Source organism: Chromobacterium paludis, assembly GCF_008275125.1.
Classification (GTDB): domain Bacteria; phylum Pseudomonadota; class Gammaproteobacteria; order Burkholderiales; family Chromobacteriaceae; genus Chromobacterium; species Chromobacterium paludis.
The window spans coordinates 1258196-1282051 of the sequence record NZ_CP043473.1 but is presented as its reverse complement, the minus strand read 5'-3'; the positions used below and the strand labels follow the sequence as shown (position 1 = coordinate 1282051).

The following is a 23856-nucleotide window of genomic DNA, read 5'->3' as shown; positions in this document are numbered from 1 at the left end:
CATAAGCCCCCATGCGCCGCCATTACCGGCGAGGGGCCGCCATCGGCGCAACAGCTTATCCTTGCTCAGCCGAACGGCAGGCGCGTCAAAAGGTCTTGCACATCAGGAAGCCCGCGCCAAACCACAGGCCGGCCGTCATCAAGGGTTCCACCAGCTTGGGCCCCAGCAGCATCAGCGGGGCGCGAAAGCGCACGCGCACCGGCCACAGCAGCGGGATGCCGGCCGGCGTGAGCCAGTCCCCCACCAGATGCGAGGCGTAACCAACGCATAGGCCGAGCACCAGCGGCATGGCATGCCCCAGCTTGATGTCCCAGCCATGCAGGCAGGCGACGCTGGCATAGAACACGCCCGCCACGGCCAGCAGGCTGTGCGTGATGCCGCGGTGGCCAAATAGATATGCCACCGGGCGGGAAAGGAAGGGAATGCGCCGGCCCAGCCAGCTCTTGGGATGGTCGATGTCTGGCAGCAGCGATCCCGCCAAGCCGCCGGCCAACAGCAGGAGCGCCATCATGCCCGGCAGATGCAGAATCAGCGCCGCCGAAACCGCGCAAAACGCGCAAAACGCGACATGCGTGGCCACCATCATGGCGCCACCTCGCCGCGGAATTTCTCAGTCATTTTTCTTGTTGCCCTACGGCCGATTGCTTCTTGTTGCCTAGCCGCGACGAACGCGGGGCGCCCATGCTACTGCAGCAGGAGCGGAGAAGCAAAACCGCGCATGAAAAATGCCAGTTTGCAGGGCGCGGGACGCGTCCGCCGGACGAAAGGCGTCAGTCCCAGCCAGGCCATGCCAGGTGGAGCGCCTGCCGCCGGCCAGCCTGGCGCGGAGTGGCCCGGCCTCGGCCAAGCCTGCGAGCCGGCCTCCCCAAGGCGGCAAGGCCCAGGCCGGGGCTTAGACCTGGAACTGCGCCACGGAGGAGCGCAGGCTGCCGGTCACTTCCTCTATGCGCTGCACGCTTTCCGAAGCCTGGGTGGCGGCCACCGCGTTGCCGGACGCCACCTGGGCGATGCGCTCCACATGGCGCGCGATGTCCTGGCTGGCCGAACCCTGCTCCTGCAAAGCATGCGAGATGTCGTTGACCACGCGCACCACCTGGCTGGCGCGGCCATGCAGCCGCTGGATCAGCTCGCCGCCCTGCTCTGCCAGTTCCAGGCCGGTTTTCACCCGGACCACGGTCTCGCTCATGTTCTGGCGCGACAAGTCCGAGCTGGCCTGGATCTCGCCTATCATCTCGGCGGTCTGCTCCGTGGCCTTGGCGGTGCGCTCAGACAGCTTGCGCACCTCGTCCGCCACCACGGCGAAGCCGCGGCCGGTCTCGCCGGCGCGCGCCGCCTCTATCGCCGCGTTCAGCGCCAGCAGATTGGTCTGGTCCGCGATGTCCTTGATGACTTGCATGATGTTGGAGATGGTGGCGGTCTTGCTGGCCAGTTCGGCGATGGCCGCCTCCGTCATGTCCACCGTTTCGCTGATGCCCTGCATTTCCGCCACAGCCTTGGCGATGACCTCGCTGCCGGAGGCGGACAGTTCGCCAGAATCCTGCGACACGCTGCGCGCGTCCACCGCGTGCTGGGCGATATGGTTGATGCTGACCGTCAGCTGCTCCACGGAAGCCGCCATCGCCGCCGCCCCTTCGCTCTGCCCCTGGGAGTTGTCCGCCACCATGCGCGCGCCGTCCACCACGTCGGCGTTGAGCCGCCCCAGTTCGTCCGCGTCGCGCATGATCTCGCCCACCAGCCGCCTGAGTTGGCCCTGCATCTCGCGGATGTGGGCCAGCAGGCTGTCCCTGTCGCCGGCCCCCAGCCGGATCTCCCTATCCAGCTTGCCGGCGCTGATCTCGCGCACGATGGCCGCCGCTTCCGACGGCTCCGCGCCCAGCTCGCGCATGACGCTGCGGTATACCCACCAGCCCAGGGACAGGCTCACCACCACGAACAGCAACACCTGCCCGCCCACGCTCAGCAGCTGCCGCAACAGCACCGCGTTCACATCATCCAGGTACAGGCCGGTGCCGATGATCCAGCCCCAGCGCCCCGTGGTCTGGAAATAGGCCAGCTTGGGCTGCGGCTCGGCCGCCCCGGGCTTGGCCCAGACATACCGCACATAGCCCTTGCCCCCGCCCAAACGCACCGACTGTTCGAACAGCGCGCCGATATCCTGTCCGGCACCATCCTTCACGCCATGCATATTGCGCCCCACCAGCTTGGGGTTCACGCCATGCGCCAGCCAGTTCAAGTCCTTGTCCAGCACGAAGAAGTATTCATTGCCATCGAAACGCAAGCGCGTCATTTCCTGCAGCGCCTGGCGGCGCGCCTCGGCCTCCGGCACCAGGCCCGCCGCCGCCTGTTCCTCATGCCTGGCCACCAGGCTATTCACCGTTTCCACCTGATTGCGCAACAAGTCCTGGCGATCAGACAGCATCTGCTGCCGCAGCGCGTTCATCAGCAGTGCCCCCAGGATGCAGACCAGCACAATGGCGCCGACTGTCTGCAACAGCAGGCGTCTCTTCAAGGAAAAGGTTCTCGCCATGACTCCGTCCGGTTTTGTAAGGAAAGCTGCACGATAACGCAGCTTATTATTCATTTTCAATATTCATTTCGATTTTATTGATCAACGTCATTTCGCATTTTGCCTACCGCGCGGGTCCAGATGCGACAACGCCCCGCGGCGGCGGGGCGTTCTGTCCGCATCGTCTCAACGCTAAGCCTTGAAGCGCTCGAAGGTGCCGCTCATTTCATCCGCCACTTGCTCCAGCTGCAGCAACACGTCGCGCGTGCTGCCCATCCTCTCGTCCGACTGCACGATCTGGGCGTTGATGGATTCCGTGCTGAGCGCCATGGATTGCGTGGACTGGCGCTGCTCATGCGTGGCGCTGGCGATGTCGCCTATCTTCTGCTTGATCTCCAGCATGGCCGCCACCATGCCGCTCAGACTTTCACGCGCGGCGTCGGTCAGCTGCGCGCTTTCCGCCACCATGTCCGTGGTGCCGCGCATATTGCCCAGCGCGCGCTCCACCTCGCTGGAGATGGATGTGACCATGTCCGAGATTTCCACCGTGGCCTGGCCGGTGCGCTCGGCCAGCTTGCGCACCTCGTCCGCCACCACGGCGAAGCCGCGGCCGGTTTCCCCCGCCCGCGCCGCCTCGATGGCGGCGTTCAGCGCCAGCAGATTGGTCTGATCGGAAATGTCGCTGATGACGTTGGTGATTTTGGAAATTTCCTGCGAGCGCTGGCCCAGCACCTCCAGCATGCCAGCCAGGCCGGCCACGGACTGCCGGGTGGCCGCCATCTTGTCAGAAATGCGGCGCATGTCCTCGGCGCTGCCGGCCGAGATCCGCTGCGTGGCGGAGACCAATTGGTCGGTATCCTGCGCCGTTTGCGCGATATTGCTGACGCTGATGGTGACTTGCTGGATGGCGCTCGCATTATTGCCGCTGATGTCGGCCAGCTGGCTGGCATCCGCCGCCAGCCGTGAAACCAGATCGCCCACCTCGCCCACGCCGTCGGTCAGCTGCTTGGACTTGCCGCGCAGGGCCACGATCACCTGGCTCAGATGCTCGGAGAAGGCATTGAACGCACCGGCAGTCTCGCCCACCTCGTCCTCGCCGGACACGGCGATGCGTCGCGTCAGATCGGCATCGCCGCTGGCGATTTCGGACATGGCGTCGCGCACGCGCACCAAGCCTGCCAGCCGGGAGCCGATGTAGGCGCGGCTGAGCAGCAACACCAGCACCAGCACAACGGCCAGCGCGGCCAGCGTCTTGCCCAGCCTGGCGTACAGCGGGGCCAGCAAGGCGTCGCGCCGGCTCACCACCACCAGGATGTAATCGGAATGCGGAATGGCGTAAGCGCGCACTAGGCTGTCCTGCCCATTCACTTGCAGATCGCGGAAATCGCCCTGCCCCGCCATGCTCTGCAGCACGTCTCCGCTCAGGCCCGGGCCCAGCATGGAAACCGGCTTGTTCAGCAGGGCGGTGTCGGCGTGGGCAAATACCTTGCCGTCGCGGTTGGCGATAAACATGAAGCCATCGCCCATCACTTTGAGGTATTGCAGCTCCTTGACGATGGAGGCGATTTGCATGTCCGCGCCCAGGATGGCCACGATCTTGCCGCCCCGCACCAGCGCGCGTGCCATGGACGACACCGGCTGGCCGGTGGCGGCGGCGATGGAAGGCATGTCCACAAAAGCGTGATTGGGTTCCGCGTACGCGCGCTTGAACCAGTTCCACTTGCGCGGATCATTATTGTCCGGCGGCAGCTTGATGTGGTTGGCATTGGCCAGCGTCCCGTCCGGATACGCGATGAACACATTGTCGAAAGAAGCGGCGTCGCGCGCGTAGGCGAGCTGGGCATCCAGTTGCGCCGGGTCCGTCGTATTGGGAAAACTGTCCAGCACCTTGGTTTTGGAGGCCAGCCAGCCGGACAGATGGGAGGCGTACAACTGCCCTGCGGAGTCTATCTGCTCCCTAAGCAACTGATTGGAGGCCGTGGTCGACAGATAAAAATCCACGCCGGTGGCCACCAGTCCGGTCACCACCACAAAACCGGCCACGGCCAGTGAAAGCTGCCGCACCAACCCACCCGATCCTAACTTCATCGCCCCCACCCTTCGCCATGGTTATCGGCATTTTTAAATGCAAACATGATAATTGGCCGCATGATCATGAAGATGACGTGGATCAAGCGCGCGTCAACTCAAGCCAGCGAGGGATGGGGCCGTTCCAGGGCGGCAGTGGCTTACTTCTTGGTCTGGGGCTGGTCGAACAAGGAAGAGGCGGCGCGCATCGCATTGCGCAAATGGGTGCGGGAAAAATCGCTCAGATTGGGGCAGCGCTGCAGGAAAGCCTGCTTCTCTTGGTAAAAGCTTTGCAATTCCAGCCTGGAATAGCGGGAGAGAATCGATTCCCACTTAGCCACCGAGTATTGGTCGCGGTTGCTTCGGTCAAAATCGCCGCACTCGTCGGCATGGGCCATCGTGCCCGCCAACAACAAGGCAAGGGCCAAAATATTCTTGAACATCACCACTCCTCGCATCGCTCAGCGCCCATCCTTGACATCGCGGCTCTCATGCAGGCGCGTCCACTTGGCCCAATACCATTTGATAAATTGAATGACGGATTTCACAGTCTGCTCATTATTTTGAAACAAAGCATTTTGATCGCGCAAGCCACGCCGGGTTCCCTTTCCGCCTCGCCATCAATCGGCGTGGCAACGGAAACCCACTGCGGCCGAAGCCCAAAGGGCAAGCCCCGTTTCTCAGCCAGTCCTATCAAAAATCATTGACAAATCAAAAAATACCATGATAATGGGCGGTCATTGCTTCATGTTGTCCCGCTCAAAGAGCTGTCTAGCTCCTCTTCTCAAGCCAAGCTTTTAGCCCCGCATCATCAGTCGTTGGCACGCGAAGATAATTGCCGCGCGCCCAGCCCGCACCCCATTGCGAACGCCATGCCGCCCGCTTTGGACTTGCGGCGACTGATCAGGAATCCGCTGCTCCGCAGCCTCCATGCATCCGGACAAACTCATGAAAACAACGCAAGCCGTCCTTGCGGAAAGGACGCGCCTTAACAGAATCTAGCCATGCAAAATGCATGGAATATAGGAAATAGTCATGAAAATTCAGGAACTGAAACAAGGTGACCAGATCACCCAGCACATCGACAACCTGGTCGTATCTTTCGAAGTCTTGTCTGTCGAACAAATCGGCCGTCGCTACCAAGTGACCTTCAGCTCGGCCTCCGGCATCGCCACCGCCAGCTATCACGCCGACGCCCTCATCACCACCGTCTGACCCAGGTTAGCCGGCCGCCGCGCCGCCCGGCTCACTCAGCAGGCGGACCCAGGTGTTCTTGCAGCAACCGCCAGCCCTGACCATCGCGCACCAGCACGCAGCTGCCGCGACCTCGCCCCTCGGCCCGCTGCCCCTGCACTCGGCCGCGCCAGGAAAAGTCATAGACGCAGGCGGCAAAATCCTCTCCCACATGCGTCCAGTGCAAATCGGCGATGCGATAGTCCTCCCCGCGTATCCATTCAAATGTCTGGCGGATGGCTTCGCACACTGCGGCCTTGCCCTTGAAGGTGCCATCGGAAAACACAAAACAGGCGTCCTCATGCAGCCACGGCGCCACCTGGCGCCAGTTGTGCGTGGCCAAGGCCTGCTTGTACCCCTCCAGGGCCTGTTGTGGCGTGGCGGCAGACATCGCACTCCTCGCTAACGCTTGGGTTTAAGCCAGCGCAGACAGACGAACACGCCGATCAAGGCCGCGCAGGCAGACATGGTGAAAGTGGGCATCACGCCGCCGTGCGGCCACAGCAGCCCGCCCAAAAGCCCGCCGCCGCTGCCGCCGACGCCAAAGGACGCGATGATGTACAAACCCTGCGCGCGGCCGTGATGCTGCTCGGCAAACATGCGGTTGATCAAGCCGATGGCGGATGCGTGATGCAGCGCGTAAGTCAGCGCGTGCAGCGCCTGCGCCGCGGCGGCCAGGGCCGGGATGGACAGGCCGACGGCGATGACGCCGAAGCGCAAGACGGCGGCGATCAGCGAGGTCAGCATCAGCGCTTCCAGCCCAAAACGACGCATGATGCGCGGCATCAGCATGAACACACCCACCTCGAACACCACGCCCAGCGCCCACAGCACGCCGACCGCCGCCTTGTCATAGCCAAACTGCTTCAGACCCAGCGAGTAAAAGGTGTAATACGGACCATGGGCGAAAGCCTGCAGGAAACAGCAGGCGAACAGGGCGATCACCGCCGGCTTCTTCAGCGTGTCCCAGATCGGGCCGGCCGGCTGCTGCCGGCTCTGCAGCCTGACGTCCGGCACTTTGAACGCCGTCAGCGCCACGCCTATCAGCAAGGCCGACACAATCCACGGCGTGGCGGCGATGCCTAGCCAGTCCAGCAGATAGCCTCCCGTCATCGCCAGACAGACGAAGCCGATGGAGCCCCAGACGCGCACCCGGCTGTAGCGGCCTGGGTTGTCGCGCGTGAGGTAGGCGGTGCTGGCCTCCACCAGCGGCAACGCCGCCGCCCAGAAGAAGTGGGACACCGCCATGCTGACGAAGATCCACCAGAAGCCATTGTGCGCACCCACCAGGCAGAAGCTGGCGGCAGACAGAATGGAGGTGCTGATGATGATGTTGCGGCGCTGTCCGCGCTTGTCGGCCAGCCAGCCCCAGAAGCCGGGCGCGATGATGCGGGCAAATGTGGACAGCGCCATCAGGATGGAGATCTGCCAGGCGCTGAAGGACAAGGACTCCAGGTACAGCCCCCAGAACGGGCTGAACATGCCCTGAAAGGTGAAATAGGTGAAATAGAATCCAGCGAACGGCAACAGCGACTGCATTTTTTATCTTTCTAGTGGTTCCATGCCTGGCACCATCCGGCGCCAGGCCGGACTGGCGCCGCAAGTACGGCTAAAACGACGACTTGAAGCGCGAAATTTCGCGTCTGGCCTTCTTGGTGGGCCGGCCCTCGCCATGCGGGAAGCTGGCGTGCTCCGCCTTGAGCAGCAAAGCCCGTTCCTCTCGCGCGGCGATGGACGCCGCATCCTCGCGATACATCAGCACCGCCTCCTTGGCCGGGCGGCGCTGCGTGGCCAGTTGCAGCACCTCCACGTTGTACTCCAGCAGATTCAGGCGCAAAAACAGCTTGTCGCCCTCCTTGACCACGCGCGAAGCCTTGACCCGGTCGCCATTGACCAGCACCCGCCCCAGCTCCAGCGCTTCGTGCGCCAGCTGGCGCGTCTTGAAGAAACGCGCCGCCCACAGCCATTTATCCAGACGAACCTTGCCGTCGTCCTGCTCCTGATTCGCCATCACGCCACCCTCCAGCTTGCCGCCACCTGGCCGTGCAATTCCAACTCCAACGCATCGCCGGACACGATGCGGCCCACACCCTCCGGCGTGCCGGTGAAAATCAGATCGCCGTCTGACAAGCCATAAACCCGTGACAGGTAACTGATCTGCTGCGCCAACGTGAACAGCATCAGGCCGGCATCGCCATGCTGCCGCAGCTGTCCGTTGACGCGCAGTTCAAAACTGAGTCGCTGAGGATCGGCCACGCTGGCGGCAGGCACCAGCGTGGACACGCAGGCCGCGCCGCGAAAACCCTTGGCCTTGGTCCATGGATGTCCCTTGCGCTTGGCCTCTGCCTGCACATCCCTTGCCGTCAAGTCCAGGCCTATGCCATAGCCGGCGACATGGCCCAAGGCCTTTTCCGGCGCGATATCGTCTCCGCCCTTGCCTATCAGCGCCACCAGCTCGCATTCATGATGCACATCGCTGGAATACTCTGGCAGCCGAATCCGGGACGATTCATCCAGCAAGGCCGAAGTTGGTTTCAAAAACACCAGCGGCTCGCTTTCCACCGCATTGCCCAATTCCGCGGCATGCGCGGCGTAATTGCGGCCTATGCAGAAAATATTTCGCACGCGAACAGGCTGTAAACCAAGTTTTACACTTGCCATTGCAATTCCTCATGACTTGTCAGGTCAATTATCCCACAGCGCGATGCAAAAAACATGCGCCCGCGACGACAGGCCTCGGCTTAATTTGTGCATCGCAGCAACAGAAGCGCTTGATTTTCCGGAATTCTCAGATTTTGACAGGCGGATGGCGTGAAAATGTCATGCAACCCTGTTACAGTTTGCAAGTACATCTGCTTGACTCAGCATTCCAGACAGACAGATTCAGACAGGCTTCGATCACGATTTAAATACGTATCAGGAGATTCATCTTGTCCCAGAATAATACCGCCTCGCTGGAAGATTTCTTCGCCGGCCTTTCCGCGGCCAACCAGCAATGGATGCAGCAGTTTGTCAATTCCCTGTCGCTAGGCCAAGGCCAGGCTGAAGCCTCCCACCCGTTGACAGGCGCTTGGTCCCAGCTGATGAGCCAGACCAATCAGCTTCTCCAGCTGCAATCCAGCCTGTACCAGCAGCAATTGGGCCTGTGGACGCAATTCCTGGGCCGCACCGCCAGCAACGACGCCTCGGCAGAGCCGGCCAAGGCCGCCGCCGACCGCCGCTTCGCCTCCCCGGAATGGGACGAGCACCCGTTCTACAGCTTCCTCAAGCATAGCTACCTGCAAACCTCCAAGTGGATGCTGGAGCTGGTGGACAAGACCCAGATAGACGAAAACGCCAAGGACAAGCTGGCCTTCGCCACCCGCCAGTATCTGGACGCGATGGCGCCCAGCAACTTCATGCTGACCAATCCGGACGTGGTCAAGCGCGCCATCGAGACCCATGGCGAAAGCCTGGTGGAAGGCATGAAGAACATGATGGAGGATGTCCAGAAAGGCCATATCTCCATGTCGGACGAGAGCAAGTTCGAGATCGGCCAGAACCTGGTGGTGACGCCGGGCCAGGTGGTGTTCCGCAATGAGCTGATCGAGCTGATCCAGTACACGCCCACCACGGAAAAAGTGTACGAGAAGCCGCTGCTGTTCGTCCCGCCCTGCATCAACAAGTACTACCTGATGGACCTGCAGCCGGACAACTCCATGGTGCGCCACTTCGTCGCCCAGGGTTACCGCGTGTTCCTGATCAGCTGGCGCTCGGCCGTGGCCGAGATGAAGCACTTCACCTGGGAAACCTATATCGAGAAGGGCGTGTTCGCCGCGGCCGAGGCGGTGCAAAAGATCACCAAGCAGCCCTCGATGAACGCGCTGGGCTTCTGCGTGGGCGGCGTCATCCTGACCACCGCGCTGTGCGTGGCCCAGGCCAAGGGTCTGAAGTATTTCGACTCCGCCACCTTCATGACCTCGCTGATCGACCACGCCGAGCCGGGTGAGATTTCCTTCTTCATCGACGAAGCCCTGGTGGCCAGCCGCGAAGCCAAAATGGCCGCCGGCGGCATCATCAGCGGCAAGGAAATCGGCCGCACCTTCGCCAGCCTGCGCGCCAATGACCTGGTGTGGAACTACGTGGTCAACAATTATCTGCTGGGCAAGACCCCCACCCCGTTCGACCTGCTGTACTGGAACAACGACGCCGTGGATCTGCCTTTGCCCATGCACACCTTCATGCTGCGCCAGTTCTACATCAACAACGCCCTGATCCGCCCGGGCGCCATCACCCTGTGCGGCGTGCCCATCGACGTCTCCAAGATCGACATCCCGATCTATATGTTCGCCGCGCGCGAAGACCACATCGTGCTGTGGAGTTCGGCCTACTCCGGCCTGAAATATCTGAGCGGCGCGCCCAGCCGCCGCTTCGTGCTGGGCGCATCCGGGCACATCGCCGGATCCATCAATCCGGTGACCAAGGACAAGCGCAACTACTGGATCCACGACCAGCTGCCGGTCAATCCGGAGGAGTGGCTGGAAGGCGCGCAAAGCCATCCGGGAAGCTGGTGGAAGGACTGGGACGCCTGGCTGGCCCCTCAATCCGGCAAGCAGCTTGCCGCGCCCAAGACCTTGGGCAGCAAGGAGTTGCCGCCGCTGATGGCCGCCCCGGGCAGCTATGTGCTGGCCAAGGCCATGCCCACGGTGGCCGCCACCTTGCAATAAGAAAAACGATTCATTCCCGAACCTCGCCCGACCAGGGCGGCATGGCCCGCTCCGGCGGGCCGCAAGCTCAAGGAGAAAGACATGGAAGTAGCAATCGTAGCCGCGCAACGCACCGCCATCGGCAGCTTTGGCGGCGCGCTGGCCAAGATCCCGGCGCCGGAGCTGGGCGCCACCGTGATCAAGGCGCTGCTGGAAAAAACCGGCGTCAAGCCGGAGCAGGTCAGCGAAGTGATCCTGGGCCAGGTGCTCACTGCCGGCAGCGGCCAGAACCCGGCGCGTCAAGCGCTGATCAAGGCCGGCTTGCCGGTCTCCACCCCGGCCACCACGCTCAACGTGGTGTGCGGCTCCGGCCTGCGCGCCGTGCATCTGGCGGCCCAGGCCATCCTGGCCGGCGACGCGGAAATCGTCATCGCCGGCGGCCAGGAAAGCATGTCGCTGTCCCCGCACATCCTGCCGGGCTCCCGTGACGGTTTCCGCATGGGCAACGCCCAGCTGGTGGACACCATGGTCAACGACGGCCTGACCGACGCTTATAACGCCTACCACATGGGCATCACCGCGGAAAACGTGGCCGCCAAGTACGACATCAGCCGCGAAGCGCAAGACGCGCTGGCCCTGCAATCGCAGCAACGCGCCGCCGCCGCGCAACAGGCCGGCAAGTTCAAGGACGAAATCGTCCCGGTGCTGGTGCCGCAGCGCAAGGGCGACCCAGTGGCCTTCGCCGACGACGAGTTCATCAAGCATGACGCCAGCGCCGAAGGCCTGGCCAAGCTGCGCGCCGCCTTCAAGAAGGATGGCACCGTCACCGCCGGCAACGCCTCCGGCATCAACGACGGCGCCGCCGCCGTGATGTTGATGTCCACCCAGAAAGCAGACCAGCTGGGCCTGAAGCCGCTGGCCATCGTCAAGGGCTACGCCCTGACCGGTTGCGAGCCGGAAATCATGGGCATCGGCCCCGTGTCCGCCACCCGCAAGGCGCTGGCCAAGGCCGGCTGGAAGCTGGAAGACCTGGACCTGGTGGAGGCCAACGAAGCCTTCGCCGCCCAGGCGCTGGGCGTGGCTAAGGAGCTAGGCTGGGGCCCGGACAAGGTCAACGTCAACGGCGGCGCCATCGCGCTGGGCCACCCCATCGGCGCCTCCGGCTGCCGCGTGCTGGTGACCCTGCTGCACGAAATGCAGCGCCGCGGATCCAAGAAGGGCCTGGCCACGCTGTGCATAGGCGGCGGCATGGGCGTGGCGCTGGCGGTCGAGCGCCCGTAAGCGCGCATCCCGCCAAGAAAAACCCGCCGGCGCGCCGGCGGGTTTTGTTTTGTCCCATGCCGGCGGGGATCAAGCCAACCAGCCCGCGCCCAGCATCCGCGCAAGCGCTCCCCGCAACGCGGCCACATCGTTGCGCGCGTCGTCGTGGAACAGCGTCGCCAGGCCCGCGGCGGCGGCCGTATCCAGATTGCGCCGGCTGTTGTCGATGAGCAGGCACTGCGCCGGCCGCAAGCCCGCCAGCCGGCAAGCATGCTCGAAAATAGCCGCGTCCGCCTTGCTCACGCCCGCCTCCGCCGACACCACGATGGGGTCGAACCATGCATCCAGCCCATGCATCCGGCGCAGGCAATCCATGCGGTCCGCCTTATTGTCGGTGATGATGCCCAGCCGGACACGGCCATGCAGCTGTCTCGCCAGCGCCAGCACATCCGCATTCATGGGTGTGCTGCGAAACGCGGCGTCCAGCACGCCGTAGTCGATATTCCACCCCAGCTCGCGGCATACTTCCGGCCAAACATCCCGATGGGTCAAGCGCCCCAGCAGCAGGGCATCGTTATGTCTCTCCAGCGCCTGGTCCACGCGCGCAAAAGCCAGCCCCGTCGTTTGCGCCAGATAACGGTTGGTGGCGTCGGAGCCATACTTGTCGGTCGTCAACACGCCGTCAAAATCGAACAACACCGCCCTTATCGTCTCCGCAGGCTCGCCAAGCGCTGCCCTCTTCCCACCCTGCCGCATACCGCCCCCACCATGTTTGGCAAATAATCCGCCTATCGAGCCTGCAACAGGAAACGCGGGCCATTGCCTTGCGCTCCCGCCTCGTCATCCGGATTGAGCAGCTTGCACCGCTGCAAAGACAGGCAGCCGCAGCCGATGCAGCCATCCAGCTCGTCGCGCAAGCGCACCATGGCATCGATCCGCGCTTGCAACAACGGCCGCCAAGCCTGGGACAGCCTTTCCCAGTCGGCCGTCGTCGGCGTGCGTTGCATAGGCAAGCCCCCCAGCGCTTCGCCGATTTCCTGCAAGCTGAGTCCCAAGGCCTGCGCCGCGCGGATGAACGATACGCGGCGCAGCGCGTCCCGATGAAAACGCCGCGGCTTGCCGGCCGCCCCCACGCTGAGAATCAGGCCCAGCGACTCGTAAAAGCGCAAGGCGCTGGCCGTCACGCCGCTGCGTTTGGCCAGATAACCAATGCTGATCGTCTCATTCATTTTGCCGTTGACTTCAAGTTAACTTGAACATTGATACTAACATCACCATGACAACAGCAAAACGAGAAAGCATGAGCCTCATCTTGATCCTTTACTTTTCCGCCGGCGGCAACACGCATCAACTGGCGGAAGCCATCCACCAGGGCGCATCGCAGCACGGCGCAAGCCGATTGCTTCGCCTGCAATCGGCAGACATCCGCCATGGACGGTTTTTGATTCAGCCGTTCGCCGATGCCCTGCGCCAAGCGGATGGCATCATCTTCGGCAGCCCCACCTATATGGGCGGACCCACGGCCCAGTTCAAGGCCTTCGCCGACGCCAGCAGCGAACTCTGGCGCGATCAAGCGCTGGCCGGAAAACTGGCTGCCGGTTTCACCACCGGATCCGGACTCAACGGCGACCAGCAAGGCACCCTGACTTACTTCGCCACTCTTGCCTCCCAGCACGGCATGCTGTGGTGCGGACTGGACATCCCTAACAACCAGGGTCCGGAGCGGCTGAACCGCATGGGCAGTCAATGGGGGGCGATTGCCCATGCCGAGGAGAAAGCCTTGCACCCGTCCGACCTGGCCACGGCGCGCCACCTTGGGGCACGCGTCGCCAGGCTGGCCCAAAGACTGCGCGCGCCCTCGACGGAAGCATCCTCATGACACCTGACATTCAAGACATAGACCACATCCACGTCTACGTGAGCGACCAGATCGCCGCCGAGGCATGGTATGGCCGCGTCCTGGGCCTGCGGCGAGTCCCCGAGCTGGAGGGCTGGAGCCTTGGCGGCGGACCGCTGACCTTGGCCGATGCCGGGCGCAGGCTCAAACTGGCGCTGTTCGAGTCCGCGGACGCGCCGCCCCGCGCCGTCGTGGCGCTGCGGGTGGACGCCGATGGTTTCCTGCAATGGCGCGCCAATCTACGGACCGAGCTGGGCTGCCTGCCCAAAGCGGTGGATCACGACTTGTCCTGGTCCCTGTATTTCCGCGATCCGGATGGCAACGACTACGAAATCACGTGCTACGAGCATGCCGCCTTGCAGATGCGGCTGCCATCCTGCTGAGCCATATGAAAAAACCTCCCGCCGCTTCGCGCTCGGGAGGTCTATCCGCTGGTCCGGCGCCGTGGCCGGAAAAATCCGCCCGCTCGGGCGGCTGGGTCTAACGATGCCGCGTGAGTGCGGCAGCCTCATCACGCCCGCCTAGTGCGGCACGATGATGGGCGCGCCTTCCGGCGCATGCTTTTTGTGATGTTTGGCGGCCCGTTTCTCCTTCAGGCTCATCTGCGGCTGTTTCTTGGCTTCCTTGGTGCTGTGTCTGGTCTTGCTCATGACTCGCTCCTTGCCGTATGCCGGGAATCCGGCACCGGCCTCAGTATAGACCGCGACGCTGAAAATGACGGCCGGTTCCGCATCAGGACGCAAGTATCAGCCGCGCTCATATTGCAATCGCATGAAATGTCTTTATCATTTTTTGGCCGCCCGCGCGGCAACCCGTCAATCCATAACAACAGGAACCATGATGAATCATTTTCTGCGCACTTTCGTTGAGCTTTGCCACCTTGCCGGACGCCCCGCCTCCAGACATCTGCTGCGACGCTGATCCGCTCCGCCCATCCGCAAGGGGCCGCTTTCCATGAGCATCGCTCATCCCCTTGCGCGACCCGCGCTTTCCCAACAGAATGGATACAATATTTCCACCGGAGCCGGCATGAACACCCTTGCAACCCCGTCCCTGGACACCATTCCGCAACGCATCGCCTCGCTGCGCCTCGCCATGAAGCAGGCCGGTGTCGATGCCTGTCTGGTGCCCTCTTCCGACCCTCATCTTTCGGAATACCTGCCGCAACGCTGGCAGTCGCGCCAATGGCTGTCCGGCTTTACCGGTTCGATGGGCACGCTGATCGTCAGCGCGCAGTTTGCCGGCGTGTGGGCGGACAGCCGCTACTGGGTGCAGGCGGAACAAGAGTTGGCCGGCAGCGGCATCGAGCTGATGAAAATCGAAACGGCCGCCAGCAGCCAGCATCTGCAATGGCTGGCCGATACGCTGCAAGCGGGCCAGACCTTGGCGGTGGACGGCGATGTGCTGGGCCTGGCCGCGTTCAAGGCGCTGCAAGCGGCGCTGGCGCCGCGCGGCGTGATCCTGCGCAGCGATCTGGACCTGATGGACATGGTCTACGCCAACCGCCCGGCGCTGCCCGCCGCCGCCGTCTACCCGCACGAGCCGGACTTCGCGCCGGAAAGCCGCGCCGCCAAGCTCGCCCGCGTGCGCGAGGAGATGGCCAAGGCCGGCGCCGAGCGCCACTTCATTTCCACGCTGGACGACATCGCCTGGCTGTTCAATCTGCGCGGCGCCGACGTCAGCTACAACCCGGTGTTCATCGCCCACGCGCTGATCGAAGCCGACCAGGCCACGCTATTCGTCGCGCCAGGCAAGATTGACGCCGCGTTGGCCGCCCAACTGGCGGCCGACGGGGTCAAGGTGGCCGACTATGCCGCCGCCAAGCCGACGCTGAATGCCCTGCCCGGCGGCGCCTTGCTGATCGATCCGCGCCGCGTCACGCTGGGCCTGCGCCAAGCCGTGACCGAAACCGTGCGCGTCATCGAGGCGATCAATCCCAGCACGCTGATGAAGTCGCGCAAGTCCGCGGCCGAGGCCGAACACGTGCGCCGCGCCATGGAGCAGGACGGCGCGGCCCTGGCCGAGTTCTTCGCCTGGTTCGAAGCCAACGTCAACCAAACCCGCATCACCGAGCTGACCATAGACGAGCAAATCACCGCCGCGCGCGCGCGCCGCCCCGGCTTCGTCTCGCCCAGCTTCGGCACCATCGCCGGCTTCAACGCCAACGGCGCGCTGCCCCACTACCACGCCACGCCCGAAGCGCACAGCGTGATCCAGGGCGACGGCCTGCTGCTGATCGACTCCGGCGGCCAATACCTGGGCGGCACCACCGACATCACCCGCGTGGTGGCCGTCGGCGCGGTCTCCGCCGAACAGAAGCGCGACTTCACCCTGGTGCTGAAGGGCACGCTGGCGCTGTCCATGGCCCATTTCCCGCGCGGCACGCTGTCGCCGATGCTGGACGCGCTGGCCCGCGCGCCGCTGTGGCAGCACGACATCGACTTTGGCCACGGCACCGGCCACGGCGTGGGCTACTTCCTCAATGTGCACGAAGGCCCGCAAAGCATCTCGCGCGCCATTCCGGAACCGCACATGGCGATGCAGGAAGGCATGATCACCTCGATCGAGCCCGGCGTGTACCGCGCCGGGAAATGGGGCGTGCGCATCGAGAATCTGGTGCTGAACGTGCCGTCGGACAAAAACCAGTTCGGCGACTTCCTCAAGTTCGAGACCCTGACGCTGTGTCCGATTGACCGCCGCTGCATGGACATGTCCCTGCTCACCCGCCCGGAAATCGATTGGCTGAACGGCTACCACGCCGAGGTCCGCGCCCGCCTGCTGCCGCTGGTGGACGGCGCCGCGCGCGACTGGCTGCTGGCCAATACCGAAGCGCTGTAAACTGCGGCTTTGCCGACCACAGGCCATGCTTAGCGGCATGGCCTGTTTTGTTTTCAAGGAAGCACCGATGCCATTCGACCGCTTGAGCGACCTGCGCTTGCTGCAGGACGCCGCGCAACTGGGCAGTTTTTCCGCAGCCGGCCGCAAGCACGGCCTGTCTCCCGCCGCCGCCAGCGCCTGCATCCAGCGCGTGGAGGAAGCGCTGGGCGCGCGCCTGTTCGAACGCACCACGCGCCGCTTGCGCCTCACCGAGTCCGGCGAAACCTATCTCGCTCATTGCCGCCAGGCGCTGGAGTGGCTGGAGGAAGGCGAAAACCGGCTGCGCGAGGAGCACACGCAGCTGAGCGGGCTGATACGGCTGTCCGCGCCGTCCGATCTGGGCCGCAACCTGTTGCTGGACTGCCTGGACCGTTTCTCGGCCGACCACCCGGACGTCCACTTCGCGCTATCCCTGAGCGACACCCCGGCCGACCTGATCGGCGACGACATCGACCTCGCCATACGCTACGGCGCGCCGGCCGACAGCAGCCTGATCGCGCGCCCGCTGGCAGACAGCCGCCGCGTGGTCTGCGCCGCTCCTAGCCTGCTGGAAAAACTGGCCGCGCCCCGGCACCCGGCAGAACTGGCCGACTTGCCGACGCTGACCCTGACCACCGGCCACGGCCCGATGAACGAATGGCGCTATCGAGACGGCGGCGCCAGCCGCGTCTTGCGCCTGCGCAGCGCCAGGCAAAGCAACGACGGCGAGGTCATCCGCCGCTGGGCCATCCAGGGCCATGGCTTCGCCTATAAATCTCAACTGGACATCGCCGACGACCTCGCCACCGGCCGGCTGCGCACCGTGCTGGACGAATATTTCGTCGACCCGGCGCCGCTGCACCTGCTCTATCCAGGGCATCGCCTGCAACCGGCGCGCATCCGCCGCCTGATAGACTTCCTGCTGGTAGCGCTCTCCCAGCCCCTATCGGCGCGTGGCGTTTGCTGAGGGGTGGCGCCGGATGGACTTTGTGTCGAGCCGATCGCTCTCGCCCAAGCTTGGCAAGAAGCGCTGCGCATGGCTGCGGTCTGCGCTAAACTGCCGCCTGCCTTGGACAGGGCCTCCTCGATGCGCTTCAGGAAAATGCATTTGCGGACCTCGGCCGCGTACACCGATGACCGGGCTGGCCCGTTATCCCAAACAGACAGAATTCTTACGGCGCGCGCCCTGACGCGAGCCGTCGTTTAGCGCAAGATTTTTCGGAAACAAGATGAAGCCTTTCAAATTGCTGAGCCTGGCCGCCGCCCTGCTGACCTCCTTCGCCCACGCCGCCTTGCCCGATAGTGATCAACAAGCGATAGACCGCTACGGCGAGCAGATTTACCGCAACAGCCGGGCCGTAGGCATGGTCATGGTCGTCATAGACAAAAACCAAGCCGCCCAACGCTTTTACGGCCAAACCCGGCCTGGCAGCCGCACGCTGCCCAATGCCGACTCCCTGCTGCGCATCGCCAGCATCAGCAAGACCATGACCGGCGAAGTGCTGGCCTCGCTGGCCATGCAGCAGCGCGTGCGCCTGGAAGACCCGCTGCAGAAATTCGCGCCGCAAGGCGTGGCGCTGCCGGCTGACAAGTCCGGCAAACCCATCACGCTGCTGAACCTGGCCACCCACACCAGCGGCTTCCCGCGCGAAATGCCCGGCGCCAAACCGCAAGACACGCCGGTATTCGTCTGGCCCACCCAGCAACAACGCTGGCAATGGCTGTCCTCCACCCGCTCCAGCTTTTCGCCCGGCCTGCGCGCGCAATACTCCAACCTGGCCTTCGACTTTCTGGCCGACGCCCTGGCGGCCGCCACCGGCCGACCTTACGCCTCGTTGTTGAATGAGAAGATCACCGCGCCGCTGGGCATGCGCGACACCACGCTGACGCCGTCGCCCGAGCAGTGCGCGAGGCTGATGGAAGGCTACGGCGCCAGCCCCTGCCTGGACACTCGGGCGGCCGGCGGCAGCGGCGGCATCTACTCCACGCCCAGGGACATGCAGCGCTGGCTGCAAGACCTGGTTCACCCGCAAAACGAAGCGCGACGGGAACTGCGCGACCGCATGTTCCACACCTACTTCAAGCGCGACGAACTGCGCAGCCTGCGCGGCATGGATGTGGCAGGCAAGGCGGACGAGCTGGGACTGGGCTGGATACGCATGGAGGCCACGCCGAATGCGCCGGAAATCATCCAGAAAACCGCCGGCGGCGGCGGCTTCATCGGCTATGTCGCGCTGGCGCCCAAGCATGACGTCGCGGTATGGGTTGGCCTCACCCGCACTGGCGGCACGCATTACCAGAGCATGAGCGGCGGCGTGAACAAGCTGGTCACCACCTTGAGCGGCTATCAGCCGGTTGAGACCCCCGCCCCTGTGCGCAGCCACGTCCGCGCCAAACCCGTCAAGGCCAAGGCGCATGCCGCGACCGCCAAGAGCCACGCAAAGCGCAAGGCTCCGGCCAAAGCCAAGCCCTCGACCAAGCCGGCCCATCGCCACGCGCACGCCAAGAAGGCCAAGTAAGGCGCGGAACGCGCATGATCCGGAGCGAGCAGCCGCGCCTCAGCGCGGCGCAGGGCATGCCCCTGCGCCGACTCGGCGCCTGCGCGGCGCCGTCATGGGCAAGGCTACAGCAGCCCCCCGCCGTCCACATCTAGCACCGCGCCGGTGAGGAAGGCGTTGCCCATCGCGAACAGATAAGCCTGGGCCAGCTCCTGCGGCCGCCCCACCCGGCCCAGCGGCAGGCCGGCGCCGATGCGCGCCATCGCGCCGACCCGCCCTTCCGAGCCGGCCTCGCCCCACAGCTCGGTATCGACCACGCCCGGACTCACCGCGTTGACTCGCCGCGGCGCCAGTTCCTTGGCCAGGTTCCGCGCCGCGGCCTCCAGCGCCGCGTTGACCGTGCTTTTCAGCAAGCCGCCGGCGCCGTACTTGCGCGACAGCAGTCCGCTGGTGAGCGTGATGGACGCGTCGGCGGACAGATACGGCAGCGCTTGCTGAATGGCCAGCAAATTGCCGAACAGCTTCACCTCGAAAGTCTGGCGAAAATCGTCGCGCGTCGCCTCCCCCAGTTTGAGTGACCCCACCCGCGCCCCCGCCGTCAGCACCAAGTGATCGACCCGGCCGATGCCGGCGAACGCGTCGCGCAGACTGTCCAAGTCGGCGACATCGGCATGCAAGCTTTGCCATGGTCCAGGCTGGGCGGCCGAACGGCCCAGCACGTAAACCTGCGCCCCGGCCTCCGCCGCAGCCAAGGCCACCGCCCTGCCGATGCCGGAGGTGCCGCCCAATACCGCCACCGTCTTTTGCCGCAGAAATTCGTTCATGGCTTCAGCGCTCCCAATTGCTTCAACAGAGCCAGGTTGTCTTCCAGATGCCAGTTCTCGGCGATGCGTCCGTTTTTCACGCGGTAGAGATCGAACGCCTGGAAATCCACGGCCTGGCCGTGGCCCTGGATATCGCCGAACTTGCCGCTGAAGTGGCCGGTGAAATGCAGGCGCAGCGCCACGCGATCCGCAGCCAGCACCATATCGCTGATTTCCGCCTTCAGGTCCGGCACCGCGGCGCGGAAGGCCTGCGAGGCTTGCAAGGGGCCTGCCGTGCCCTGGCGGCGCCCTTCCGGCAGCGTGCGATCGATAAAGTCCGGGTCCAGCGCCAGATCGGCATAACGCGGGTCGCCGGTGTTCCAGAATGCGGCGTAGCGCATGGCGGCCAGCCTCACCGCGGACGCAGCCGCGCCGCTGCGATCGGCGAATACCCGCTCGGGCTGGGGCAAGACATCAGCGGCCGACGCGGACGCGGCAATCAAGGCCAGCGCGCTTGCGCTCAAATAGTGGGAAATGCGGTTCATATCGACTCCTTGCATGCGTTGCCGCCGGCCCGGTGCCGGCTGCATGAGTCGATTATCTGCCCCCGCTATAAAATTGATAATTAGCCGACGGAAAGATGGATTTGCTTGATAAATTTGAAAATTGCCGTAGGCAAGCCAAAAAAAATGGCGACCTCCCGGTCGCCACTTTGTCGGCATCGGCGCAAACGGATGCCGTCTAAGCCCTTACATCCACACGCTGCCCCAGATGCGCCGGATTGGACGCCTGGATCTGCTGAGCCGATTGCTCAGCGCCTTGCAGCAGGGATAGCGTGGATTGCGCGTCAGCCTGCATCGCTTTCTTCAATGCGAATACTTGCGTATTGCTGCTCACGCCTTGCGCGCTGACTTGACTTAATGCGTTCATACCCCAACCTCCTGCCTGATGGCCAACATTCATAAGCAGTTTAGCCGGCCTGCAGCCAGCTGTCACAACAAAACTGTTAGAATGTGGCTCAAGCCCACCTTTTTGACGACAGGAAAACACACATGAGCGCAACCCGTCACAGCCCTCTGCTGATTCTTGGCTCCGGCCCGGCCGGCTACACCGCCGCCGTCTACGCCGCGCGCGCCAATCTGAAGCCGGTTTTGGTCACCGGCATGGCCCAGGGCGGCCAGCTGATGACCACCACCGACGTGGACAACTGGCCGGCCGACGCCGCCGGCGTGATGGGTCCGGAGCTGATGCAGCGCTTCCAGCAGCATGCCGAGCGCTTCGGCACCGAAATCCTGTTCGACCACATCCATACCACCCATCTGCATGAGAAGCCGATCCGTCTGGTCGGCGACGCCGGCGAATACACCTGCGACGCGCTGATCATCGCCACCGGCGCCTCCGCCAAGTACCTGGGCATGCCGTCGGAAGAAGCGTTCAAGGGCAAGGGCGTGTCGGCCTGCGCCACCTGCGACGGCTTCTTCTATCGCAACCAGGACGTAGCCGTGATCGGCGGCGGCAACACCGCCGTGGAAGAGGCGCTGTACTTGGCCAACATCGCCAAGCATGTCACCCTGATCCACCGCCGCGACACCTTCCGCGCAGAAAAAATCCTGATCGACAAGCTGATGGACCGCGTCAAGGAAGGCAAGATCAGCCTGAAGCTGGATGCCACCCTGGACGAGGTACTGGGCGACGACTCCGGCGTGACCGGCCTGCGCCTGAAGTCGATGAAGGACGAGTCCACGGAAGAAATCAAGGTGATGGGCCTGTTCGTCGCCATCGGCCACCAGCCGAACACCGAAATCTTCAAGGGCCAGCTGGAAATGGACAGCACCGGCTACCTGATCACCAAGGGCGGCCGCGACGGCAACGCCACCGCCACCAGCATCGAAGGCGTGTTCGCCGCCGGCGACGTGCAGGACCACATCTACCGCCAGGCCGTGACCAGCGCCGCCTCCGGCTGCCAGGCCGCCCTGGACGCCGAGCGCTACCTCGACAGCCTCAAGTAAGCCCGGATCGGCACCATGAAGACCTTCAAGGACTCTTTGAAGGGTCTTCGCCAGACGCTGCGGCAGGCCGCCCCCCCGGCGGTCGCGCCGCAGCCCGCTGCGCCGGAAGAACCCGATTTCCGCCAGCTTTTCCGCGACGCCAAGCCGCTGAAAACCGATGGCCGGCACCACCATGAACGTCCCAAGCCCAAGCCTCGACCACGCAAGCCCAGCCAGGGCGCGGCACTGCATGCGGCAGCCTGCCAGGAAATCCTGCAGCATCAGATAGGCTGGTTCGAGCCGCAGGAGTTGCCGCAGCAGTTCGCTCGCCCCGGCATGCCGTCCGCCACGCTGAAACGCTTGCGCCAGGGCAACTGGCCGGTCTGCGCGCAACTGGATCTGCACGGCTACACCCGCCACCAGGCGCAGGATGCGCTGGCGCTGTTCATCCACCGCGTCCGCCAACGCGGCCAATGCGTCAAAGTGATACATGGCAAGGGTTTCGGCTCCCCGCAAGGGGAACCGGTGCTGAAGAAGCTGGTGCGCAGCTGGCTGCAGCACCACCCCGACGTACTGGCGTTCTGCGAGGCGGAAACCGGCGGCGGCGCCGGCTCCTTGCTGGTGCTGCTGCGCCGCCCGGCCCATGGCGAAATCCGCGATGAAGGATAACGTGACAACCGCAAGGCGAATCCGCTAAGCTCAAACCAAGGCGGACCCCTGCACCCTATCCAGGAGCAATGCATGACAGGCACACCCTGCCCCGACTTCACCCTGCCCGGCACCGCCGGCGCCGACTTCACGCTCTCCGCCAGCCGCAAGCCGCTGGTGATCTACTGAGCTTGGGCGCGATTTCCGGATCCCAACGTAGCGCCTATGCTGCCTTTCCTGCGTCCTCGAACCAAGCTGCGTACTGCCGCTCCGGAGTGCGGTAACCCAGGGAAGAATGGCGGCGTTTGCGATTGTAAAACACCTCGATGTATTCAAAGAGATCTTGCTTGGCTTCCGCCCGCGTGGCGTAGTCTTCGTGGAAGACACGTTCATTTTTCAAACTATTGAAGAAGCTTTCCATCGGCGCATTGTCCCAGCAATTGCCTTTGCGACTCATCGACGCCCGCATCCCGTATTCGGTCAGCCGCGCCTGGTAATCGTGGCTGCAATACTGGCTGCCGCGATCCGAATGATGCAGAAGCCCAGGGGCGGGTTTGCGCCGAAAGCGCGCCATTCGCAGCGCGTCCATCACCAGTTCCCGCGTCATCCGGCCATCCATCGCCCAGCCGACAATCATACGGCTGTACAGGTCCATCACGACGGCCAGATACAGCCAGCCCTCTCGGGTCGGGATGTAGGTGATGTCGGTTGTCCAGACTTGATCCGGCGCCGCCACGTCAAATTGCCGATTCAGCAGGTTGGGGGCTACTGGCAATGCATGTTTGCTGTTCGTCGTCGCTTTATAACGCCGCTTGTGCCTGGCGCGGATGCCGTGCCGCGTCATCAGCCGGCGGATGCGAGCCTTGCTAACCGGGAAACCGCGCGATTTCAGCTCCTGGTAAATCCTGGGTGAACCGTAAGCGCCGTTGAGCTCGGCGTGAACGCTGCGGATGAGCACGAGAAGCTGGGCATCTGACAGCCACAGCGTCGGGCCGCCACAGCCTTTCCAGTCGGCAAAGCCACTGGTGCTGACAGACAGCACGCGGCACAGCGATTGCAAGGGGTAGGCGTCGCGCATCCTGTCGATCCAGGCGTACTTCACTGCGACTTCTTCGCGAAGTACGCCGTCGCTTTTTCCAGGATTTCGAGCTCCATCCTGAGACGAGCGTTTTCGGCACGCAGACGAGACAGCTCCATCTGTTCGGGTGTGATCGGCTTGCCCGTGCCGCCGGTCAACTTGCCGGCCTGGTGGGCTTTGCGCCAGTTGGCGAGCGTCTGCTCGGCAATGCCCAGTTCACGGGCAACCTGGGCCTGAGGCTTGCCTTCAGACTCAACTTGCCGGACGGCTTCTAGTTTGAATTCGGCGGTGTAACTCTGCCGTGGAATCTTGTACATCGGAACCTCCGTCTGCCAGT

At 63.9% G+C, this 23856-nt stretch carries 25 protein-coding genes; 11 read left to right on the top strand and 14 right to left on the bottom strand.

Annotation, left to right across the window (positions count from 1 at the left end; all coding sequences use genetic code 11):
* Positions 1–85: 85 nt before the first annotated feature.
* From FYK34_RS05785 to FYK34_RS05775, 3 genes are all read right to left on the bottom strand, one after another.
* Positions 86–586 carry a metal-dependent hydrolase gene (locus FYK34_RS05785; RefSeq protein WP_149295481.1) on the bottom strand — a complete coding sequence of 167 codons (501 nt, stop codon included), beginning with the start codon at positions 584–586 and terminating at the stop codon, positions 86–88.
* A 306-nt stretch (positions 587–892) separates the two neighbouring features.
* The gene (locus tag FYK34_RS05780; RefSeq protein ID WP_149295480.1) at positions 893–2527 is read right to left on the bottom strand and encodes a methyl-accepting chemotaxis protein; all 1635 of its coding nucleotides are present in this window, start codon (positions 2525–2527) and stop codon (positions 893–895) included.
* A 171-nt stretch (positions 2528–2698) separates the two neighbouring features.
* On the bottom strand, positions 2699–4594 hold the full coding sequence (locus FYK34_RS05775; RefSeq protein ID WP_149295479.1) for a methyl-accepting chemotaxis protein: 1896 nt from the start codon (positions 4592–4594) through the stop codon (positions 2699–2701).
* Positions 4595–4611: 17 nt separating this feature from the next.
* Here FYK34_RS05775 and FYK34_RS05770 point away from each other — a divergent pair, with 17 nt between their 5' ends.
* A complete protein-coding gene (locus FYK34_RS05770; protein WP_149295478.1) occupies positions 4612–5280 on the top strand; it encodes a hypothetical protein in 669 nt (222 codons plus the stop codon).
* A 328-nt stretch (positions 5281–5608) separates the two neighbouring features.
* Positions 5609–5788: a hypothetical protein gene (locus tag FYK34_RS05765; RefSeq protein WP_149295477.1), complete on the top strand. Its 180-nt coding sequence runs from the start codon at positions 5609–5611 to the stop codon at positions 5786–5788.
* Positions 5789–5819: 31 nt separating this feature from the next.
* On the opposite strand, the gene FYK34_RS05760 is transcribed toward FYK34_RS05765, so the two are convergent.
* From FYK34_RS05760 to FYK34_RS05745, 4 genes are all read right to left on the bottom strand, one after another.
* Positions 5820–6197 carry a nuclear transport factor 2 family protein gene (locus tag FYK34_RS05760; RefSeq protein WP_149295476.1) on the bottom strand — a complete coding sequence of 126 codons (378 nt, stop codon included), beginning with the start codon at positions 6195–6197 and terminating at the stop codon, positions 5820–5822.
* Positions 6198–6208: 11 nt separating this feature from the next.
* Positions 6209–7345 carry an MFS transporter gene (locus FYK34_RS05755; protein WP_149295475.1) on the bottom strand — a complete coding sequence of 379 codons (1137 nt, stop codon included), beginning with the start codon at positions 7343–7345 and terminating at the stop codon, positions 6209–6211.
* 70 nt (positions 7346–7415) lie between these two features.
* Complete coding sequence (locus tag FYK34_RS05750) at positions 7416–7817, bottom strand: RNA-binding S4 domain-containing protein (protein WP_149299793.1); 402 nt, start codon at positions 7815–7817, stop codon at positions 7416–7418.
* The gene (locus FYK34_RS05745) at positions 7817–8467 is read right to left on the bottom strand and encodes a fumarylacetoacetate hydrolase family protein (RefSeq protein ID WP_149295474.1); all 651 of its coding nucleotides are present in this window, start codon (positions 8465–8467) and stop codon (positions 7817–7819) included. Before FYK34_RS05745 ends, FYK34_RS05750 begins: the two co-directional genes overlap by 1 nt.
* Before the next feature lie 338 nt (positions 8468–8805).
* On the opposite strand from FYK34_RS05745, the gene FYK34_RS05740 reads away from it, so the two are divergent.
* Both FYK34_RS05740 and FYK34_RS05735 read left to right on the top strand, forming a co-directional pair.
* Entirely contained in the window at positions 8806–10512 is a 1707-nt protein-coding gene (locus tag FYK34_RS05740; RefSeq protein ID WP_149299791.1) for a PHA/PHB synthase family protein, read from the top strand.
* Between the two features lie 81 nt (positions 10513–10593).
* The gene (locus tag FYK34_RS05735; RefSeq protein ID WP_149295473.1) at positions 10594–11772 is read left to right on the top strand and encodes an acetyl-CoA C-acetyltransferase; all 1179 of its coding nucleotides are present in this window, start codon (positions 10594–10596) and stop codon (positions 11770–11772) included.
* Between the two features lie 69 nt (positions 11773–11841).
* On the opposite strand, the gene FYK34_RS05730 is transcribed toward FYK34_RS05735, so the two are convergent.
* A complete protein-coding gene (locus tag FYK34_RS05730; RefSeq protein WP_231137380.1) occupies positions 11842–12450 on the bottom strand; it encodes an HAD family hydrolase in 609 nt (202 codons plus the stop codon).
* 89 nt (positions 12451–12539) lie between these two features.
* Positions 12540–12980, bottom strand: a complete 441-nt coding sequence (gene soxR / locus FYK34_RS05725) for a redox-sensitive transcriptional activator SoxR (RefSeq protein ID WP_149295472.1) — start codon at positions 12978–12980, stop codon at positions 12540–12542.
* Positions 12981–13051: 71 nt separating this feature from the next.
* On the opposite strand from soxR, the gene FYK34_RS05720 reads away from it, so the two are divergent.
* Both FYK34_RS05720 and FYK34_RS05715 read left to right on the top strand, forming a co-directional pair.
* Positions 13052–13630: a flavodoxin family protein gene (locus FYK34_RS05720; RefSeq protein ID WP_149295471.1), complete on the top strand. Its 579-nt coding sequence runs from the start codon at positions 13052–13054 to the stop codon at positions 13628–13630.
* Positions 13627–14031 (top strand): VOC family protein, encoded by a 405-nt coding sequence (locus FYK34_RS05715; RefSeq protein ID WP_168209656.1) that lies wholly within the window; start codon positions 13627–13629, stop codon positions 14029–14031. The genes FYK34_RS05720 and FYK34_RS05715 overlap by 4 nt, the downstream gene beginning before the upstream one ends.
* A 138-nt stretch (positions 14032–14169) precedes the next feature.
* Here FYK34_RS05715 and FYK34_RS21055 read toward each other — a convergent pair whose 3' ends face one another.
* Positions 14170–14298, bottom strand: a complete 129-nt coding sequence (locus FYK34_RS21055) for a hypothetical protein (protein ID WP_269203864.1) — start codon at positions 14296–14298, stop codon at positions 14170–14172.
* Between the two features lie 403 nt (positions 14299–14701).
* On the opposite strand from FYK34_RS21055, the gene FYK34_RS05710 reads away from it, so the two are divergent.
* The 3 genes from FYK34_RS05710 to ampH all read left to right on the top strand — a co-directional run bounded on the left by FYK34_RS05710 (position 14702) and on the right by ampH (position 19023).
* A complete protein-coding gene (locus FYK34_RS05710) occupies positions 14702–16486 on the top strand; it encodes an aminopeptidase P family protein (protein ID WP_196782701.1) in 1785 nt (594 codons plus the stop codon).
* 67 nt (positions 16487–16553) lie between these two features.
* On the top strand, positions 16554–17471 hold the full coding sequence (locus tag FYK34_RS05705) for a LysR family transcriptional regulator (protein ID WP_149295468.1): 918 nt from the start codon (positions 16554–16556) through the stop codon (positions 17469–17471).
* 262 nt (positions 17472–17733) lie between these two features.
* Positions 17734–19023, top strand: a complete 1290-nt coding sequence (ampH, locus tag FYK34_RS05700; RefSeq protein ID WP_149295467.1) for a D-alanyl-D-alanine-carboxypeptidase/endopeptidase AmpH — start codon at positions 17734–17736, stop codon at positions 19021–19023.
* Between the two features lie 104 nt (positions 19024–19127).
* On the opposite strand, the gene FYK34_RS05695 is transcribed toward ampH, so the two are convergent.
* The 3 genes from FYK34_RS05695 to FYK34_RS05685 all read right to left on the bottom strand — a co-directional run bounded on the left by FYK34_RS05695 (position 19128) and on the right by FYK34_RS05685 (position 20735).
* A complete protein-coding gene (locus FYK34_RS05695) occupies positions 19128–19826 on the bottom strand; it encodes an SDR family oxidoreductase (protein WP_149295466.1) in 699 nt (232 codons plus the stop codon).
* Complete coding sequence (locus FYK34_RS05690) at positions 19823–20350, bottom strand: ester cyclase (protein ID WP_149295465.1); 528 nt, start codon at positions 20348–20350, stop codon at positions 19823–19825. Before FYK34_RS05690 ends, FYK34_RS05695 begins: the two co-directional genes overlap by 4 nt.
* A 196-nt stretch (positions 20351–20546) precedes the next feature.
* The gene (locus FYK34_RS05685) at positions 20547–20735 is read right to left on the bottom strand and encodes a hypothetical protein (RefSeq protein WP_149295464.1); all 189 of its coding nucleotides are present in this window, start codon (positions 20733–20735) and stop codon (positions 20547–20549) included.
* 122 nt (positions 20736–20857) lie between these two features.
* On the opposite strand from FYK34_RS05685, the gene trxB reads away from it, so the two are divergent.
* On the top strand, positions 20858–21814 hold the full coding sequence (trxB, locus tag FYK34_RS05680; RefSeq protein WP_149295463.1) for a thioredoxin-disulfide reductase: 957 nt from the start codon (positions 20858–20860) through the stop codon (positions 21812–21814).
* Positions 21815–21829: 15 nt separating this feature from the next.
* Entirely contained in the window at positions 21830–22462 is a 633-nt protein-coding gene (locus FYK34_RS05675; protein ID WP_149295462.1) for a Smr/MutS family protein, read from the top strand.
* A 202-nt stretch (positions 22463–22664) separates the two neighbouring features.
* Here FYK34_RS05675 and FYK34_RS05665 read toward each other — a convergent pair.
* A protein-coding gene (locus FYK34_RS05665) for an IS3 family transposase (protein ID WP_149295461.1) occupies positions 22665–23836 on the bottom strand; the annotation gives its coding sequence in 2 pieces (ribosomal slippage) (positions 22665–23578 and positions 23578–23836; 1173 coding nt in all).
* Positions 23837–23856 lie beyond the last annotated feature (20 nt).

What these genes read in the sequence shown, in the direction of transcription:
- trxB (WP_149295463.1), top strand. Translation starts at nt 20,858, where the DNA reads ATGAGCGCAACCCGTCACAGCCCTCTGCTGATTCTTGGCTCCGGCCCG.
- FYK34_RS05745 (WP_149295474.1), bottom strand. Translation starts at nt 8,467, where the DNA reads ATGGCAAGTGTAAAACTTGGTTTACAGCCTGTTCGCGTGCGAAATATT.
- FYK34_RS21055 (WP_269203864.1), bottom strand. Translation starts at nt 14,298, where the DNA reads ATGAGCAAGACCAGACACAGCACCAAGGAAGCCAAGAAACAGCCGCAG.
- FYK34_RS05695 (WP_149295466.1), bottom strand. Translation starts at nt 19,826, where the DNA reads ATGAACGAATTTCTGCGGCAAAAGACGGTGGCGGTATTGGGCGGCACC.
- FYK34_RS05755 (WP_149295475.1), bottom strand. Translation starts at nt 7,345, where the DNA reads ATGCAGTCGCTGTTGCCGTTCGCTGGATTCTATTTCACCTATTTCACC.
- FYK34_RS05740 (WP_149299791.1), top strand. Translation starts at nt 8,806, where the DNA reads ATGCAGCAGTTTGTCAATTCCCTGTCGCTAGGCCAAGGCCAGGCTGAA.
- FYK34_RS05765 (WP_149295477.1), top strand. Translation starts at nt 5,609, where the DNA reads ATGAAAATTCAGGAACTGAAACAAGGTGACCAGATCACCCAGCACATC.
- FYK34_RS05770 (WP_149295478.1), top strand. Translation starts at nt 4,612, where the DNA reads ATGGTTATCGGCATTTTTAAATGCAAACATGATAATTGGCCGCATGAT.
- FYK34_RS05705 (WP_149295468.1), top strand. Translation starts at nt 16,554, where the DNA reads ATGCCATTCGACCGCTTGAGCGACCTGCGCTTGCTGCAGGACGCCGCG.
- FYK34_RS05690 (WP_149295465.1), bottom strand. Translation starts at nt 20,350, where the DNA reads ATGAACCGCATTTCCCACTATTTGAGCGCAAGCGCGCTGGCCTTGATT.
- FYK34_RS05715 (WP_168209656.1), top strand. Translation starts at nt 13,627, where the DNA reads ATGACACCTGACATTCAAGACATAGACCACATCCACGTCTACGTGAGC.
- FYK34_RS05675 (WP_149295462.1), top strand. Translation starts at nt 21,830, where the DNA reads ATGAAGACCTTCAAGGACTCTTTGAAGGGTCTTCGCCAGACGCTGCGG.
- FYK34_RS05735 (WP_149295473.1), top strand. Translation starts at nt 10,594, where the DNA reads ATGGAAGTAGCAATCGTAGCCGCGCAACGCACCGCCATCGGCAGCTTT.
- FYK34_RS05760 (WP_149295476.1), bottom strand. Translation starts at nt 6,197, where the DNA reads ATGTCTGCCGCCACGCCACAACAGGCCCTGGAGGGGTACAAGCAGGCC.
- soxR (WP_149295472.1), bottom strand. Translation starts at nt 12,980, where the DNA reads ATGAATGAGACGATCAGCATTGGTTATCTGGCCAAACGCAGCGGCGTG.
- ampH (WP_149295467.1), top strand. Translation starts at nt 17,734, where the DNA reads ATGAAGCCTTTCAAATTGCTGAGCCTGGCCGCCGCCCTGCTGACCTCC.
- FYK34_RS05750 (WP_149299793.1), bottom strand. Translation starts at nt 7,817, where the DNA reads ATGGCGAATCAGGAGCAGGACGACGGCAAGGTTCGTCTGGATAAATGG.
- FYK34_RS05780 (WP_149295480.1), bottom strand. Translation starts at nt 2,527, where the DNA reads ATGGCGAGAACCTTTTCCTTGAAGAGACGCCTGCTGTTGCAGACAGTC.
- FYK34_RS05685 (WP_149295464.1), bottom strand. Translation starts at nt 20,735, where the DNA reads ATGAACGCATTAAGTCAAGTCAGCGCGCAAGGCGTGAGCAGCAATACG.
- FYK34_RS05720 (WP_149295471.1), top strand. Translation starts at nt 13,052, where the DNA reads ATGAGCCTCATCTTGATCCTTTACTTTTCCGCCGGCGGCAACACGCAT.
- FYK34_RS05785 (WP_149295481.1), bottom strand. Translation starts at nt 586, where the DNA reads ATGATGGTGGCCACGCATGTCGCGTTTTGCGCGTTTTGCGCGGTTTCG.
- FYK34_RS05775 (WP_149295479.1), bottom strand. Translation starts at nt 4,594, where the DNA reads ATGAAGTTAGGATCGGGTGGGTTGGTGCGGCAGCTTTCACTGGCCGTG.